Source organism: Dyadobacter arcticus (genome assembly GCF_011762185.1).
Lineage (GTDB): Bacteria > Bacteroidota > Bacteroidia > Cytophagales > Spirosomataceae > Dyadobacter > Dyadobacter arcticus.
The window spans coordinates 255,009-271,811 of the sequence record NZ_JAASQJ010000002.1 but is presented as its reverse complement, the minus strand read 5'-3'; the positions used below and the strand labels follow the sequence as shown (position 1 = coordinate 271,811).

General features: G+C 45.1%; 14 protein-coding genes and 1 pseudogene. 10 read left to right on the top strand and 5 right to left on the bottom strand.

Annotation, left to right across the window (positions count from 1 at the left end; all coding sequences use genetic code 11):
* The 5 genes from FHS68_RS08820 (at nucleotide 1) to FHS68_RS08800 (ending at nucleotide 2,996) form a co-directional block, all read left to right on the top strand.
* On the top strand, nucleotides 1-753 hold the full coding sequence (locus FHS68_RS08820) for a DUF481 domain-containing protein (protein WP_167269225.1): 753 nt from the start codon (nucleotides 1-3) through the stop codon (nucleotides 751-753).
* A gap of 36 nt (nucleotides 754-789) precedes the next feature.
* A complete protein-coding gene (locus FHS68_RS08815; protein WP_167269223.1) occupies nucleotides 790-1,359 on the top strand; it encodes a hypothetical protein in 570 nt (189 codons plus the stop codon).
* A 98-nt stretch (nucleotides 1,360-1,457) separates the two neighbouring features.
* Entirely contained in the window at nucleotides 1,458-2,189 is a 732-nt protein-coding gene (locus tag FHS68_RS08810; RefSeq protein ID WP_167269221.1) for a cyclase family protein, read from the top strand.
* A 25-nt stretch (nucleotides 2,190-2,214) separates the two neighbouring features.
* Nucleotides 2,215-2,523 (top strand): putative quinol monooxygenase, encoded by a 309-nt coding sequence (locus FHS68_RS08805; RefSeq protein WP_167269219.1) that lies wholly within the window; start codon nucleotides 2,215-2,217, stop codon nucleotides 2,521-2,523.
* Nucleotides 2,520-2,996, top strand: a complete 477-nt coding sequence (locus tag FHS68_RS08800; RefSeq protein ID WP_167269217.1) for a group II truncated hemoglobin — start codon at nucleotides 2,520-2,522, stop codon at nucleotides 2,994-2,996. The genes FHS68_RS08805 and FHS68_RS08800 overlap by 4 nt, the downstream gene beginning before the upstream one ends.
* 191 nt (nucleotides 2,997-3,187) lie before the next feature.
* Here FHS68_RS08800 and FHS68_RS08795 read toward each other — a convergent pair whose 3' ends face one another.
* Entirely contained in the window at nucleotides 3,188-3,775 is a 588-nt protein-coding gene (locus FHS68_RS08795; protein ID WP_167269215.1) for an alpha/beta hydrolase fold domain-containing protein, read from the bottom strand.
* Between the two features lie 611 nt (nucleotides 3,776-4,386).
* On the opposite strand from FHS68_RS08795, the gene FHS68_RS08790 reads away from it, so the two are divergent.
* Both FHS68_RS08790 and FHS68_RS08785 read left to right on the top strand, forming a co-directional pair.
* The gene (locus FHS68_RS08790) at nucleotides 4,387-6,774 is read left to right on the top strand and encodes a TonB-dependent receptor (RefSeq protein WP_167269213.1); all 2,388 of its coding nucleotides are present in this window, start codon (nucleotides 4,387-4,389) and stop codon (nucleotides 6,772-6,774) included.
* A gap of 5 nt (nucleotides 6,775-6,779) precedes the next feature.
* The gene (locus tag FHS68_RS08785) at nucleotides 6,780-7,736 is read left to right on the top strand and encodes a DUF4249 domain-containing protein (RefSeq protein WP_167269211.1); all 957 of its coding nucleotides are present in this window, start codon (nucleotides 6,780-6,782) and stop codon (nucleotides 7,734-7,736) included.
* A 557-nt stretch (nucleotides 7,737-8,293) separates the two neighbouring features.
* On the opposite strand, the gene FHS68_RS08780 is transcribed toward FHS68_RS08785, so the two are convergent.
* From FHS68_RS08780 to FHS68_RS08765, 4 genes are all read right to left on the bottom strand, one after another.
* Nucleotides 8,294-8,908, bottom strand: a complete 615-nt coding sequence (locus tag FHS68_RS08780; protein WP_167269209.1) for a DUF6624 domain-containing protein — start codon at nucleotides 8,906-8,908, stop codon at nucleotides 8,294-8,296.
* 216 nt (nucleotides 8,909-9,124) lie between these two features.
* Nucleotides 9,125-9,601, bottom strand: a complete 477-nt coding sequence (locus tag FHS68_RS08775) for a DUF2214 family protein (RefSeq protein WP_167269207.1) — start codon at nucleotides 9,599-9,601, stop codon at nucleotides 9,125-9,127.
* Nucleotides 9,601-10,020 carry a DUF4267 domain-containing protein gene (locus FHS68_RS08770; RefSeq protein WP_167269205.1) on the bottom strand — a complete coding sequence of 140 codons (420 nt, stop codon included), beginning with the start codon at nucleotides 10,018-10,020 and terminating at the stop codon, nucleotides 9,601-9,603. Before FHS68_RS08770 ends, FHS68_RS08775 begins: the two co-directional genes overlap by 1 nt.
* Before the next feature lie 73 nt (nucleotides 10,021-10,093).
* A complete protein-coding gene (locus tag FHS68_RS08765; RefSeq protein ID WP_167269203.1) occupies nucleotides 10,094-10,669 on the bottom strand; it encodes a Crp/Fnr family transcriptional regulator in 576 nt (191 codons plus the stop codon).
* Between the two features lie 824 nt (nucleotides 10,670-11,493).
* Here FHS68_RS08765 and FHS68_RS08760 point away from each other — a divergent pair.
* The 3 genes and pseudogenes from FHS68_RS08760 to FHS68_RS26545 all read left to right on the top strand — a co-directional run bounded on the left by FHS68_RS08760 (nucleotide 11,494) and on the right by FHS68_RS26545 (nucleotide 16,792).
* The gene (locus tag FHS68_RS08760; protein WP_167269201.1) at nucleotides 11,494-15,651 is read left to right on the top strand and encodes a choice-of-anchor Q domain-containing protein; all 4,158 of its coding nucleotides are present in this window, start codon (nucleotides 11,494-11,496) and stop codon (nucleotides 15,649-15,651) included.
* Between the two features lie 76 nt (nucleotides 15,652-15,727).
* Nucleotides 15,728-15,979: pseudogene (locus FHS68_RS26550) on the top strand (response regulator); the annotation flags it as partial.
* 51 nt (nucleotides 15,980-16,030) lie between these two features.
* Nucleotides 16,031-16,792: a response regulator gene (locus FHS68_RS26545; RefSeq protein ID WP_310588556.1), complete on the top strand. Its 762-nt coding sequence runs from the start codon at nucleotides 16,031-16,033 to the stop codon at nucleotides 16,790-16,792.
* Nucleotides 16,793-16,803 lie beyond the last annotated feature (11 nt).

The following is a 16,803-nucleotide window of genomic DNA, read 5'->3' as shown; positions in this document are numbered from 1 at the left end:
ATGATCAGTATTGTTTTATTGAGTTTATCGGCAACAAAGACAAGCGCACAACTCAATAGGAAGGACACTTTGGCCTGGCAGTCGAAATTATCAGCTACAGGTTCCTTTTTGGATGGGAACGTTGCAAGGTTATCATTGGTGAATAGGCTGGAAGTGGCATACGCCGACGAATTGTGGGGAATGAGTTCGCGAAATGATTATCAATACGGTACCACCAAGCATGTTAAAACTGAGGATGATTTCATTTCGTATAATTTTGGATACTTCAAGCCACAAAAAAAGATTTATCCCTACCTGATGGGGATTGCTGAAACAAATTATAGAAGAAAAATCAAATTGCGCTACCAACTTGGGCCAGGTATTTCTTATACTATTCCATCAAAAAAAGGTATTCTAGCGCGCTTGTCCGCAACGGGTACATATGAATACACCCGGTTTGGCGGAACAAAATTTGAAAATCTGTCCGACACCCTATCGAAAATTATTACTACAGCGCGGATAACGGGAAGACTGTTCGGTATGCAAAGGATCTTCGAAAATAAAATGAGGTTGTCGTATGAGTTTTGGTGGCAGCAATCGGTAGAGGATGATCGAAATTTCCGGATTTACAATGAAGAAATTTTGGAGATCCCTTTTAATAAAAATGTCAGTTTCAGAACAGGCTTTCGATATTCTTACGAAAACATAAGGATCAGGGGATTAAAGCCCTACGATCTATTCTGGACTTTCGGTTTAACAATTGGCAATTTTTAACACACATCATTCACTTATTATTAAAAATTAAATGCGATGAGTAAAAGTATTTTGATAACATTTATTTCAGTGATTTTTTTAATTAGCTCCTGTTTGTCTCAAAAGCAAATTATTGGAAAGTGGGTAAGTGAAAGCCCTGAAAATACTGCTGCGGGTGGTTTTGGTACAAGACAGTTTACACTTGGTAAAGAATCCTGGGAGGTAAGAGCTTCGGTATATCTAGATAGTTCTTTGAACTTTCCGGTTTTCACTTTCCGGGCAGTTGGAAAATATACTATTGGCGGCAAATCAGGTGCCATAAGCAACGCAGAAGAGGCGGTATTTGGTTTTGATAAAAAATACATCACATTAAAAACAAAGGATACTTCTTTAATTCATAAATACGGATTTGATAAATGCGATCTTATTTATTTAATGGAGAAGGATATTACCGATACAGGATGTGCCTTTTTCGTTTCTAATGCCGTTTGCCCGCAAGAATTTGATTTGGTAAGCATTACGGGCAATACACTTTATTTAGGAGCAAGACCCCTTAGTGGTGGCATGTGCGAAGAGGCAAAAAGACCAAAGTTACTAGGGTTACCGCTTACAAGAATAGGCAAATAAATTTGATCTACATTTATAAGAACATGTTTCAAAATAATCCAAACAGAAAAAAATATCTTGTTTTAGCCCTGTGCTTTACGATCATATTTACAGGATGTGTGAATAAGCCACTGACCAACAATGGTCGCATTCTTCATCTAGACCATATTGTTGATTTAACGCATACATTGACATCCGACTTTCCCTACATTCCTGTCAAAGGGCTTACTTATCCGTTCGAGCTTATTTCAATGGCAACGCTGAGCAAAAATGGGGTGGCCGCCAACTCCTGGAAGATTCACGAACATTTGGGAACACATACCGATGCACCAAACCATTTTGTGGATAATCAAAAGTCGCTTGACCAGATAGATTTGAAAGATTTGATAGTGCCTGTTGTAGTTATTGATATCAAGGAAAGAGCTTCTCATAACAGGGATGCAGAGCTCACGGTGGATGATATCAGAAATTTCGAAAAACAGTATGGGAAAATACCAGACCGTGCATGCGTTATGATGTATTCAGGTTGGGAGGAACACTTAAAAGACAGCTTGTTTGTGGGATTAGATCGTAATCAGGTAAAGCACTTTCCGGGTTTTTCAGATCCGGCGATAAAGTATTTACTCGCCAACCGGAATATAGCGGGCATCGGCGTAGATGTGTTATCATTCGACCCTGGTATTGATGGAGACTATACTGGGCATAAGACACTTTTTGCAGCGGGTAAATGGGCGGTGGAATGCGTTGCGAACCTTAGTAAAATTCCTAAGACAGGCGCTACTATTATTGTCGGTGCGCCCAAAATTGGCTTGGCGACAGGAGGCTTTTCGAGAATAATTGCAGTTTGGTAGAATCTTCAACTTTCTAAAGAATATTATGACAGTAGAATATATCCGTTATAACATAACACCGGAGCAGATAGAAGTCTTTATTCAATCCTATGAAAAAGCCTCGGAGCAATTGGATGCTTCGGAGTATTGCGTGGCTTACGAATTAAGTGAATGTGAAGAAGAAGTGGGGCAATTTATTTTACGCATTGAATGGACGTCAACGAAGGAACATTTGAATGGATTTAGAAAGAGCAAAGATTTTCCTGAATTTTTCGCCAGTATAAAACCTTTTTTTAACGATATTATGGAGATGCGCCATTACAAATTAACGAACGTAAAAAGAAATAAAAGATGAAAACAAATCCAACATTGTACCAATGGGCTGGTGATATTCAAACCTTTGAGATCTTGTTCGAGAGCTTTTACTATCAGGTTTTAAAAGATAATTTACTAGGTGGGGTCTTTAAAGATATGTCGTCGCAACACATTAAGCATGTTGCGCATTTTGTCGCGCAAGTCTTTGGGGGACCCAGCTTATATACCAGCGAAGACAGGGGTTCTCATGCAATTATGATTGGCCATCACATAGGCAAAATGTTGAATGAAGAGCAACGTCAGCGATGGGTTCAATTGTTACTACTTACTGCCGATGAATTGGCCCTAAAATCCGACCCTGAATTCCGGTCGGCATTCGTAGGCTATTTAGAATGGGGAACGCGAATCGCTGTAATCAATTCTCAATTAGTTAATAATCCCATGGCTTCTGAGGAACCAATGCCTACATGGGGTTGGGGCGAAACTGGCGGACCTTTTGTTCAGGGGAATTAATAATCTTCCTGTAGATGGTCTCATGTTTTTCGCTATTTATCATAAGTTCCGATTTTTCTGAAAGGAGAAGTTACTGTTTAATGACAATAGAGAGTACACGTGTTTTGTTGAATAACAGGCGATATGATAACTCGAAAGTCAATGAGCTTCGTTTACTTCAGATCTGATTGTATAAACCATTTAATAGGGTCTCAATTACGGACCAATTGCTCCTCCATGGCGTGTCGGATTAAGGTGGTGATTGCACTATTAATTTCTCCGGATGCGCCGATAAAAACATGAATTTGCCCGGGATAACAGGCATACCATACTTTCACTTTCGATTTTCTAAGTGAGTCTGCATAGGCCGCACCTTGGTCTCGCAAAGGGTCAAACTCAGCTGTCAAAATTACCGCGGGTGGAAGATTGGCTAAGTCTTTTGAGCGGACAGGTGATAGCTCTGTTTTGTGATAATCCTGCTTGGTGGCATATGTTTCTATAGCAAAGATGACATGTAATGGATTAAACACTAGGATTGGGATACTGTCTGCCGTAATTTTAAGGCATTCTACATCGGTTTGAGGATAAGGAGTGGCGGGTGGTCCACCTTTTCGCTCGTATTCAAAATTGATGGTTTTTCGTAATTCTTCAGGCGTTCGATCATCGGCAGGAAATCTTTTTAGGAAGGCAGCGACGGTCGAATCGAGCTTACCTGAGTTACATGTTTGCGCCAGCATGGGCTGAATTGATAACCAAAATATTGGTAGGAAGATCGTTAATGAGCGGGTTTTGTTTTTCATATATGGGAAGTGAAAAATGGGTATTCCTTAATATTTTGTCTAATTATTTGTTTTACAAGACCTTTACTTCCTGACAAGTCAACTTGCATGGCATGCGATGAAATGATAGTTGCAGCGCTAAATCGATTTGCCTTTCGTCTATGTTCAGGGTCATTGCGGTGTAATCATATGAATTCTCACTAATTCTAAACGTGTATTCATCTGGCTTAAAAAGCCAGACTTTGATTGACACTAATAGCCGGCACCACCGTTTTTCGGCGCAGGCGCTTACTTACCGCCTGTTGCAGAAACATCCTGGACTGATGGATTTGGCCGCGCCCGCGTCGTAGTATTGATAAACAAAATACCATCAAAAAGCTTAGCAAGCGTATAAGAAAGAAAGGAATATGGCTCCAATGTCGCGTAGACGGCTTTTTTCTCGGTTTATAATTAACTTTCAACTTTTAAAGCAATTCTTTTTTCGGGCAGAAGTACCTTCTTTTGGGCAGAAGTGCCTTTTCGTGTGTACTTGTGACCGTATAATAACATTTCATTCATTGCGATAATACAGATATAAAATCCAAGTTATCCAACCATCGGTTACATTTGATAGGTCACCTAGCCCAGTTGGTATGAAAAACATTTATCTGATTACGCTTTTGCTTTTTTTTTGGGTACAGGCTTTTCCCCAGGGCGGCAATGTCACGATCAGCGGATTTGTGCGGGAGATAGGCAGCCTGGAATCGCTGCCGGGGGTTAATGTTTACTTGGGGAATATGGGCATCGGGACGGTCACCAATACTTACGGCTTTTATTCGATTTCGGCCGCGAAAAAAGATTCCCTCAGGGTTTCCTATTCATTTGTCGGGTATGAACGGATTGAAATTCAAATCCCTGGCTCGGCAGACAAGCAACTAAATGTGGCCATTTCGCCGTTTACGCAGCTGGAAGAAGTAACGGTTTCGGCGCGGCGGGAGGGAGAAAAGATGAGCGGGGCGGTGCAAATGAGCAAGATTGAGGTGCCAATCAGTCAGATCAAGAAAATTCCTTCTTTTTTCGGTGAAAAAGATGCGATCCGTGTATTGCAGCTGATGCCCGGCGTGCAAAAAGGTAGCGAGGGGCAAACGGGATTATATGTACGGGGAGGTGGCCCGGAGCAAAACCTGATTATTCTCGACGATGCGGTGGTTTACAATGCGAGCCATTTATTCGGGTTTTTTTCTGTTTTCAACAGCGATGCCCTCAAAAGTGTGGAGCTGACCAAGGGGGGTTTTCCAGCGCGGTACGGAGGGCGGCTGTCTTCGGTAGTAGAGATGAACATGAAAGAAGGCAGTAAAGAAAAATTGCATGGTGAAGGCGGGATCGGACTGTTATCGTCACGGCTTACATTGGAGGGGCCCCTGGTTAAAAATAAAGCTTCCTTTCTGATTTCAGCCCGGCGGACATACGTTGATGCGCTGGCAGGATTGCTGGTACAGAATCAACAGTCGGCCAATTACACCAGCGCAAAACCCAGGTATTTTTTCTATGACGTAAATGCGAAGGTCAATTATGATTTTGGTAAAAAAGATAAGCTGTATTTGAGCGGATATTTTGGAAAAGACAGGTATGGCCTGCGTGAAAAGTACGATCGCCAAGACAACCGTTCCGCACTCGACTGGGGCAATTCGACGGCCACCCTGCGCTGGAACCACTTGATCAGCAACAAACTTTTTGTAAACACTTCACTGATTTACAGCCGTTTCAATTTCAGGATTTCTTCAAGTGATAAAACGCTTGATTCGCTGGGTAAGGTTGAGGATGAAGCAACGCTGGACTACAACAGTCTGATCCGCGATTACAGCTTAAAAATGGATTTCGATTTTTATCCGAACGCAAAGCATAAGATTAAATTTGGGGCGCAGGCAACCTCCCACCGGTTTGTCCCATCAGCCCTGGTGGTCAAAGATGAAAATCTTATTGGTGATATCGACATCCGTACCACGCCCATCAATACTATTGAGGCCGGTGCATACATTGAAGACACCTGGCAGCCTTTTACCAGACTGAAAATCAATGGCGGGTTTCGCCTGAGTGTTTTTAATACACAATCCAAGACCTATCTAAGACCGGAACCCCGGGCTTCTGCGGCGCTGAAAATCGGCGAAGATCTTTCCGTCAAGGCTTCATACGCCAGAATGAACCAATATGTACACCTGCTGAGCAATACAGGAATGGGGTTGCCGACGGACCTTTGGGTGCCTACCACCGACAGCATTCCACCGCAGCAGTCGGGCCAGGTAGCGCTGGGACTTGCAAAAGACCTGGAAAAACAGGGCCTGACGGTAACCCTGGAAGGGTACTATAAAAAAATGAACAACATTATCAGTTACAAGGAAGGCGCATCATTTATCAGATTGGATGGTGCCAATGCAAACGAGCTGGATTGGGAAGACAATGTGACAATCGGAAAGGGCTGGTCTTACGGCGCGGAATTCATGGTGCAAAAGAAAGCAGGCAGACTTTCCGGCTGGATCGGTTACACACTTTCCTGGACGAAATGGAAATTTGCTGACCTGAACTTTGGCCGGACGTTCTACCCACGTTACGACCGGCGGCACGACATTTCGGTAGTCGGGATTTTTGAATTGAATAAACGCATCACACTTTCAGCAACCTGGGTTTACGGCACAGGCAATGCACTTACGCTACCGATTTCGCGCTTCTCCACTTTCGAAAACAGCTTTTTGCTCCGGCCTTACAGCTATGGAAACCTAAATACCGAGTATGGAAAAAAAAATTCGTTTCGGGCGGAAGCATACCATCGGGCAGATCTGGCCATTCAGTATCACAAGAAAAAAAAGCGGTTCGAGCAGACATGGGAGCTGGGCGTGTACAACGCTTACAGTCGCAAAAACCCGTTTTTCTATGAAATTCGGGGCAAACCAGACCCAAAAGACACAAGTATACTTACCAACGTGCTGACCAGGTATTCCCTATTCCCGATACTGCCGTCCGTCACTTATAACTTCAAATTCTAAGCGCGATGAGGCATATCAATATTTGGATTATAACGATTTCCGCCCTGTTGTTCTGTGGCTGTGATGGTTTGATAGAAGACCTTGATGAGAGCAAATTGCCAAAAATTGAATCAAAACTGGTCGTTTCTTGCTATATCTCACCGCAATCAGCCATCATCAGTGTTATTGTAAGCGAGTCGCAACCGTTGTTGGGGCCTGCATCTTACAATCCTGTTTACATCACTAATGCAGAAGTGGTGCTTTCCGGCAATGCGGGTCAGATCAGGATCCGGCGCCGCGATTCTACTTCGTTATACGCCGTCGATAGCAGTGCATTTAAAATATTAGCCGGGCAAACTTATACGCTGACGGTCAATGATGGAAAGCGATATGTCAAGGCTACCTGTACGGTTCCGGCGAATGTGCCAAAGATTAAAAATGTATTGATTGAAGATGTTTCTGGTACTCAGTTTAATCATTATTTGGGCCTGCGGGTCAGGTCATCATGGGAGGATATCAAAGGGGAAAATAATTATTACTCGACCAGAGGTTTCATCGATTATGGGGCCAAGCAATTATGGTCTGACCCGATAACTGGAGATGTTGGACCTGTCCTGCAAAGGGGATGGGTTGAAATATCATTCTTCCCCCCAATTGATAATTTATTCAACGATGCCAACCTTGACGGATCAATTTTTGTCGGCCCAGAATTGAATATGTTTTTCGAAAAGAGGGACACGATAGTTTACCGGGACAAAAACAATGTAGAGCGTTCCTTTGATAATGAGGCTAGGATCAGCGAAGTACATATTGAAGTGATAAATATGGACGAGCATTATTATCAGTTTTTGCGCTCAACTGCTAACTATAAAGAAGACAACAAGTTCACCGAGCCTACGCCGGTTTATACCAACATTCAGGGAGGCCTTGGCTGCTTTGCTGCTTTTAATGCTGTTGTCTTTGTCGACAGGTCGGGGTGGTAACCCCAGCGTAGCTGCGATCGGAGAGACAAGGTCTAGAAGATGATGAGACCGCGTCTCACGATCGAGGGTTTCGTGAGACAATTATTCTATGGTTTTGTAACAAGCCTTTGATCTTAGTCGCACTTTGTAAAGATAGAGGTTGCACAATCATTCACCCCACTTTGTAGTTGTGGGCGATCATTGTTTTAAATGTCCGAAATTGAACAAGAAATTTCAGCACATATCTTTCTGAGTGCAAATAAAACGGGTTTTTAATTGTGGTACAGTCCTTTGCTACATCATTCGAACAAGATGATATTAAAAGGACAATTAAAAAAATAACTAATACCTCAGTGCATATTTGCACTTGGTAACACTGTCGTCGAATCGAATACATAAGATATCCCGCCCATTAATGTCAACAATTACGTTAGTCGCCTAGCAGGAGGATCCGCATTGCCGTACGACCTGCCTTACTTTTTTTTAGCACTACGTAATAATAAATAAAGTAGGCGAAATTTGACAATAAAAACCGACTAGAACTCGGATGGTCTTCAATATAAAATCTCCACGTAGCACTAAGCGACATATTCTCCTAGAGTACCTAGGCCAGCCTCTTTCCTTCTTTCATCAACGTGATCCGGATCCGTCAAGGGCAACACATAGTAGCTATTTGTGTTTTCGTCGAACCCGATTTGACTGCCATAGATCTGGCATCTACCTTGACCTAATGCTACCCGGTCTTCGAGTAGTGCTAAAGAGCTGTTTTCGGCAGCATCACGCTTTACTGCGTCTCTCATTAATGGGAGGTATTTTTGTTGTGTGGCTAGGTCGGAATGTTGGAGAACAAGGAATATTGTATTTCCATGCTGTGCAATTATCTCTGAACCGGGCCAACCAAAGTCATTGAGTAACCCAGTGACTATCGGAAGATTAATACTATCCTCAATAAGAATTAGCCTGTTCATTTCATCAACCTGCCTGGAATTCATTCCATACTTGTTTATCGTATCATTGACGGTTAATCGGTATTGCTGATCGTTGGCTAAGACTGTATCCAAAATTGCAATTAGGTGCCAATTGTACTTTGCCTCCTTTATTTCTTTGTTGCTTTTGATTGAACCAATTGCCCTGTCCCATCTGGGATCACTCCTTAAATTTTTAAAGGTTGAATCTGATAGAACCTTGTTCACATCATCATATTTTGCTCGGTCAATTATTCTAAATGCCAGCGCGATTCCCCACTGGCATGTTCTGCCGACCGGGGCCTGCCATCACGGATCAATCGTAGCGCATTCCTGATTGGTCATCCATAATCCAATTACCCATTCACACATCAAAAAGGCTAAATAGGAAAGTCATACACCCTAGTTGAGGGCGGGGGATGGCGATTTTGGGATTGCCGCAGGCTAAGTAAATTTAAAGACCGCCAGGATGATAATGGTTAGAAACACCGCGAGTTGAACGCTGTGAAACCTAGTTAGCTTCGTGACCGCAGGTTGCACCCCTAAACTAGGGCCAACGCCCTCCGCAAGCAGGCTATTTCTTAACTGCTTCATTCGCGGACTGCCCACCAGAAGCCCGTTCAGCGGCAGCAGCAAAATCAGCCCCAGTTTTACTTGAAGCCATAGCTGCTGGAAATATACGCCCCCACTAATAATCGTCAGACCGATCCCGGAAAGCGCCAACACTACCCCGCCGGCTAGTAAGATCCTGCCCAGACCCGACATGAGTCCGAAAAGACTGACAGCTGCTTTATCCTGCTTCTTTAACAGGCCTACAAACGAGCGGAACATCACCAACTCGGTAACCGTGGTGCCCACCATCAGTACCAGACCGGATAGGTGCAGAACTAGCAACACTTGTCGTAGCATGAAGGCATCCATCAGGCAGTTGCATTATGACTAGGGCTGAATAATAAAAAACTGGTAATGACCATGTATACGGCGGTTCCGCTATGGACCAGCAGGCGGGGCAGGTCCACTCCGTTCTGTAAATAGATCAGCAGGCAGTCCGTAAAGGGGATGATGATGGCGGCCGTAAACACATACGCGGTCGCTTTTTTCATCTGGGTCAGTATTAAAGCCAAAAGGGCCAATCCCGAAAAAATATCGCGTATCCCCTTGATGCGGCCCACAGTAAGATCCGAATCATTCAAGGGCCGTATCCCGAAATCTTCCAGACTGATCTGGGGAGCCAGCACAAACCGGAGACCGATGAAGAGAATTCCCAGCGCGATGGGCAGGATCATCCAATAGGATGCAGACCGCCAGCCCCAGCGGGCCGGTGCATTTTCTGTTTTCATAGTGGTATTGTCGTGATTGATTGAGACCACAAAGCTCACGACCAAAAAACAACCCTTCGTTCACCTATGTTAATTAATGCGTCTGGGCCATTCTTTTTCGAATGCGGCTCAGGGATTGGGGCTTGATGCCCACGTAGGAGGCGATATAATATTGAGGAATGCGCTGGGCAATCTCGGGAAACTTCGCCAGAAAGGTTTGGTAGCGCAACTCGGGCATGTCGGTGTAGAGAGAGTTGATCTGGTGGATAGCACTCACGAAAACGTCGCTAATGGCCAGCCGCCCAAATCGTTCACCCTGTTCAACTTGTTGGTAAAACACGTCCATATTGGTTTGGCTGATACTATAGACGGTAGAGTCTTCCAACGCCTGAATGTTAGTCCTCGAGGGCTGCTGGGGGAGAAAGCTGACGTAATCACAAACAAATTCGCCCTCTTTGTTAAAGTAGCTAGTTTTCTCCTCCCCCTCTATATTGGCATAATAGCGGACCAGGCCCTTTTCCATAAAGAAGACGTTTTTGCAGACCTGCCCAGCCTGCAGGAGATGCTCGCCTTTACTAAGTTTTTGTTGGCGAAATAAAGTGGCAATGATAGCTTCATCCGCTGAGGAGAGGGGAATATAGTGCTGAATGGTTTTGAGCAGTCGATCCATCCTCAAAAATACGCATGAGATTGCTTTGGTCAAGCAAGCACAAGAAGAAGTAGGGGTTTGCTCGCGGAGTAGAAGGGTTTTAGTTGCAAACGCGGGTGTCGGTGCGAGCAAAACGGCGGATCTGCGACTTATAGATTGCTCTACTGGTTTTAAATTTTTTAATTGCGTCCTGATCGAAACGAGGAATTGGATGATCTTGAACTCTCTCCGCAGGAAAACAAAAGAGGGAACATCGTTGCTGTCATTGCAGACTGTTTGAGAAACTTTCTGTGTGTATTTCTTAATTGCGCCCTCATAGCAAAATCTTGTTAAGATGTCATGTTATAAAAAAGCTTATTTACTTCTTTGAGGATACACCATCAGTACGAAACTCTCCAATTTCCTTCTGTATTTTTCTTCCAAATGTGTAACACCTTGTTACGTACCGCGTGAATTGTCCCAGTAGAATCGGGCATTTGAACTGCGTTTCCATCTAAGGAATAAGCCATGCTTCCGTCATTGGAAAACTGAATAAGGTTTGGCTTTTCTTCATCATCCCATTCAATGTGAGGTTTATTTGGCCGTCTCACCAAAGATCGATCGGTGCGACGTAAAATGAACCACGGTCAATAGGGTAGACATGGCTCACTTTCGAGGATTTTTTGACTTAGCGACGCATTTTACCGGTTAATAACTTCAACCGCCCCGTCCCCCTTTTATGGGAGGCGGGGCGGTTTTGTAAAAGCTACTTTTGTTAAGCCCTCCGAATTTTCGCGAACAACATGTTTCCTTTTGTGCAGGGTTTACGACTAATGTTCCGGTTATAACTTACTTAACATTCCAGCATGATGAAAACACTTTACCTGATGTGCGGACGATTGATTTGCTCCGCGTTTTTTCTCCTCCTAAGCCTCAGTGTGCAGGCTCAAACTTTTTATGTGAAAAAATCTGGTGGCAGCGACGCCAATTCTGGAACAACCTGGGCCTCTGCTTTTCAGAACCTGAACAAAGCGCTGGCCGAAGCGAATCTGGTTGCCGAGGGTACCGCTGTTGAAATACATGTGGCGGCAGGTGTTTACAAACCAGACGAGGCGTATACCGGAGTTCAGGTTGGAAGAAGGCAGTCCTTTGAGCTTTATAGAGGCGATGGACTGAACAAAAGCCTGAAAATATATGGAGGATATCCGGCATCGGCAACCAACGGCGCAACGGCAAACCCAGGCGCAAACCCGACCTATCTGGACGGCGACATAGGCACAGCAGGCGACAAAGTGGATAACAGCTACCACGTAGCCATTATTTTCCAGCAAGATGTGGAAGCTGAAATTCTTTTTGAAGGGTTTACGATCCGAAATGGGTATGCAAATGGAATCAACGGCGATGAAGGGAATCTTACATTTTATGGGGCAAATTTTATCCGAAATGAAAATGGCGCTGGACTTGTTGTTGACCGGGCGCGGAGTGAAAAGATAACAATCAAAAATTGCCTCATTACCGAAAACACATCATATGATCCGGGGAGTGGTGGCTCGGCAGGAGCCACGTTTGGAGATACCAAAGCGAAAATTGAAAACTGTACTTTCTCCAATAACAATGCTAACGATACTTTCTTCGGCAGCGGGGGTGTTGGTGTAGGAGGAGAGGTCCAATTTTTAAATTGCCATTTCGAAAATAATAAAGGAAATAACGGAGGGGCCGCGGCAATCGAAGGTTCCAATCAATCCTTTACCAATTGCAGTTTCACAGGAAATGAGTCGCTTAGAGGCGGAGGTGCGATCGCTATGAACCAAGTGCAAGAATCGACCATGATAACTGGCTGCACGTTTACCAATAATAAGGCAGTTACCGGAGGAGCGATATCTAGCAATGCCTCATCGCCTCAGATATCACAATGCAAATTCGAGGGTAATGAAGCCAGCGGCGATGCAGGCGCTGTTTACTGCAATGGGCCATATCCAAGTAGCCCGCAAAACATCTCCAAATGTACTTTTACCAGTAACAAGGCGGGAGGCCACGGGGGTGCCATAAATATTCAAAATCTGGCATTTGGAACCATTAGCAGTTGTATTTTCGATGGTAATACTGCTTCCGGGGGAAATTCAAACGGAGGCGCCATGTATATGAGTCTCATAGGGTTATCGATTGAAAATAATGTTTTCCTGAATAACAGCGCGACCCAGCTGGGAGGTGCATTGTTTGAAGATCGCCCTGTGGGGGGTGCCGGAATCCCTCGTGCCAAGCTGATCAACAGCACTTTCCACAACAACAGCGCGACGTCGGGGGGCGCATACTATCATTCAAACGAACAGGGGTATATAGAGTCAAATCCCGAGGGTTTGAGACTTTTTTCCAACAATATATTCTGGAACAATGGCGACGAGATTATCAATTCGGATCCAGCAGCCCCTGCCCCCGTAACATACAGCATCGTCGAAGGCGGCTACACTGGCACAGGCAACCTGGATACCGATCCGCTTTTCAAAAATGAAGCTGACCCCGATGGTCCGGATAATATTTTGGGTACGATAGATGATGGAATTCAATTGCTGGTTTGCTCCCCCGCAGTGGACGCCGGAACAGCCACTGATGCCCCTGCAACCGACATCCTTGGCAATGCTCGTTTCAACGGTGATGGACAAAATGGTGCGGAGACGGACATGGGAGCCTACGAAAGCCAAACCCTTCAAAACCCACCAAGAGGCGTCATTTCCGGAACCTCTGAAATTTGTCCCGGAGGAAGCACGCCGCTGGTTTTTACTTTATCCAATGGAACAGCGCCGTTTGTAGTGGTATATACCAACGGAACAGACCAATTCACATTAAACGATTATGCTTCAGGTACCAGTGTAGCAGTATCACCATCGGCAACCACCACATATAGCCTGGTATCTATCACGGATGCCAACAAATGCGAAGCGACATCGCTGACAGGCTCGGCGGTTGTTACGGTACTGACGTCCCCGTTCTTCTCCACTACTCCTTCGGACAGAAGCACGGATACAAATGCCGGCCTTTGCACAGCAGCAGTCAATTACACGGCCGAGGCAGGAGGCAGTAATACAGCTCTGCATCCATTGACCTTATCCTACGCACTAACCGGGGCAACCACCGGTAGCGGCAGCGGAACTGGGAACGGCCTCGCTTACAATAAGGGTATCACTACCGTAACCGTCACATTATCAAATGGTTGTTCGCCCGACGCTATACATACATTTAATATAACGGTAACGGATAATCAAAATCCGGTGCTCACTGCTGCTGCGAACCAGAATGTCAGCATTAATGCCAGCTGCGCAATTACAATTCCTGATTTGGTAAGCTCGTCATCAGCGATTGATAACTGTGCGGGAACGGTGATTACACAAAGCCCGCTTGCCGGCTCTACCACGCCAGCAAGCCGAAATGAGACGATAGAGGTGACTATTACCGCAACGGATGCGGCCGGTTTGACAGACGTGCAGACCGTCACACTTACCGCAAAAGACGTAACTGCTCCCAATGTGCCTTCGTTGCCAATTGTCCATGGCATTTGCTCTGCAACGGTGCCTTCACCAACCACCTCGGACAATTGCGGCGGTCCTGTTCCGGGAACCACCAGCGATCCAACTTCTTACACGGATCAAGGGACTTTCACGGTCAGCTGGACTTTTACGGATCTCTCTGGTAATGAATCTACAGCCACACAAACTGTGATTGTTTCGGATACCGAGCTACCTACAATCACAGCGCCTGCCAACATTGTGACCACTAACAATAACGGGTGCAATGCTGCGGGTGTAATCATCGGCATGGCAACATCGGGAGACAATTGTGGCGTAGCATCTACCACAAACGATGGGCCGGGTGTTTATCCGATTGGCGTCACAACGGTTATCTGGACAGCGACAGACGTGAACGGCAACACTGCAACTGCTACGCAAACAGTAACTGTATTAGCAACGGTACTTGCCATTGCAGGCGATGAAGTTTCACACCCACTGAGCTTCGGGGCCGATGATCTTTATGCTACCGACTGCCGCGTGGTGGCTCGGATTTTACCATCGGGAGCATCTCCTGTGTCAGGAGATCTGAATGCGAAAGTATACATTGATGAAACTGTTCCCGCTTCGCATCCATATGTTACCAGGCATTACGACCTGTCGCCTGTCTCAGGTGCCGAGACGGCTACTGCAACGATAACGTTGTATTTTTTACAACAGGAATTTACAGAATACAATACCCGTGCAGGAAGCGAACTATTACCGTCTGGACCGTCGGGAAACAAGTCCAATCTGTACATCAATCAGTTTCATGGTACGTCCGAAACGGGTGCTGTGGGCAGTTATTCTGGTACATCGGTTCCGCCTTTCCATCCTGCCAACGAAAACATTGTTTGGAACAGCGCCTATTCCCGTTGGGAAGTCACTTTTAATGTGAATGGTTTCAGCGGGTTTTTTGTGACCGGGAGTTCTTCCTCACTTCCAGTGACATTAACATCCATGGCTGCGCGTGCAGTTGAAAACAGCGCTATCGAAATACGCTGGTCGACAAGCCAGGAAGTGGATTTTGATCATTTTGAGCTGGAAAGAACGGAAGATCCTAAAAAGGCATTCGCCTATCTTGCTACCATTAAGCCAGATACAAAAGATGCATCAGGCAAATACCTTTTTGCAGATCAATCGGTACGCTCCGGTGCGACACAATATTACCGACTGAAAATGTTGGACCTGGATGGCACTTATGCATACAGTAAGATTGTTTCCGCGCAACTGGGAATCGCCGATCTCGAAATTACAGCATACCCAAGCCCGGCCACTGACATTCTTACCATCCGAGCATCGGGGATCATTTCAGGGTTTAAGTTGATTAACAATGCAGGAATAACTATTTTGGATCGGGAGATTTGGAACGAAACAAATCTCGGCAGGCTGGATCTGACAAAATACCAATCGGGGATTTATCAGCTGCTTGTTAGGTTGAAAGATGGCAGGGAAATGTATAAGAAGGTTCTGCTCGTCAGGTAGCCGATACACAAAGTTATGATTAACCCTCCTCTGAAATATGTCTGTACGCGTGCTGCTTTAGAAGGATAATAACACATTAAGAGACGCATTATCATTTTTGGTCGAAAGCGCGCCGGGGTTCATACTCACCGGCGCGTCCGGCGATTGTATGAAGGCCGAAAGTCAGGTCAGCAAGCGGCAGCCGGATGTTATTTTGATGGATATTGAAATGCCCGGCATGGATGGTATTCCCGGCCTCACCCGTATTAAAAGCAAATTTCCACATGTCAATGTACTGATGCTGACCGTTTTTGACGATGATAACAGTGTTATTAGCGCCATACAGGCGGGTGCAACAGGTGATCCGTTAAAAAAAGAAGTGTACGAAGGCGGTGCACCAATGAATTGTTGGAAAGTAAACGGAAAGTTTTGCAAATGTTATTTAATGGCTAATATGCATCGAAGTTTGTCCCATGAATTTGGTATTCGGCATCCACCGAAATGTACTTACCTTGCCTCGAATATTCAAGAAAAATTAACCACAATGATACGCGTACTGATTTACGAAGATAATAGTACACTGAGGGGGGCATTGGAGATACTTATCGAAGGAAGCGAAGGATTCATGATCGTAGGCGCTTTTGGCGATGCATTGGATGTAGAAAACCAGGTTGAGAAACTATCCCCGGACGTTATTTTGATGGATATTAGCATGCCAGGTCAGAGTGGAATTGAGGCTGTCAAAAAATTACAGGCTCGTTTTGCTCATGTTGAAGTATTGATGGTAACGGTCTTCGATGATGATGAGTCGGTATTTGAAGCCCTGAAAGGAGGAGCAACGGGATATTTGCTAAAAAAAACACCTCCGGCAGAAATTATATCCGCTATCCGTCAGGTATACGAAGGAGGCTCTCCCATGTCGCCTTCCATTGCCCGTCGGGTGCTGCTTTCTTTCCAGCCTGAAAAAGAAACCCCTGAAATGGCGAGTTTGACCCAACGGGAACGGCATATCCTGGGTCTGTTGGCCCAGGGGTTAAGTTATAAGTTAGTTGCTAGTGAGGCGTTAATCAGTGTTGAAACGGTCAGGACACACATCAAGCGTATCTACGAAAAACTACAAGTTCATTCCGTCACCGAAGCACTCGCCCAATATCGGCATTGATAGGTTTGATG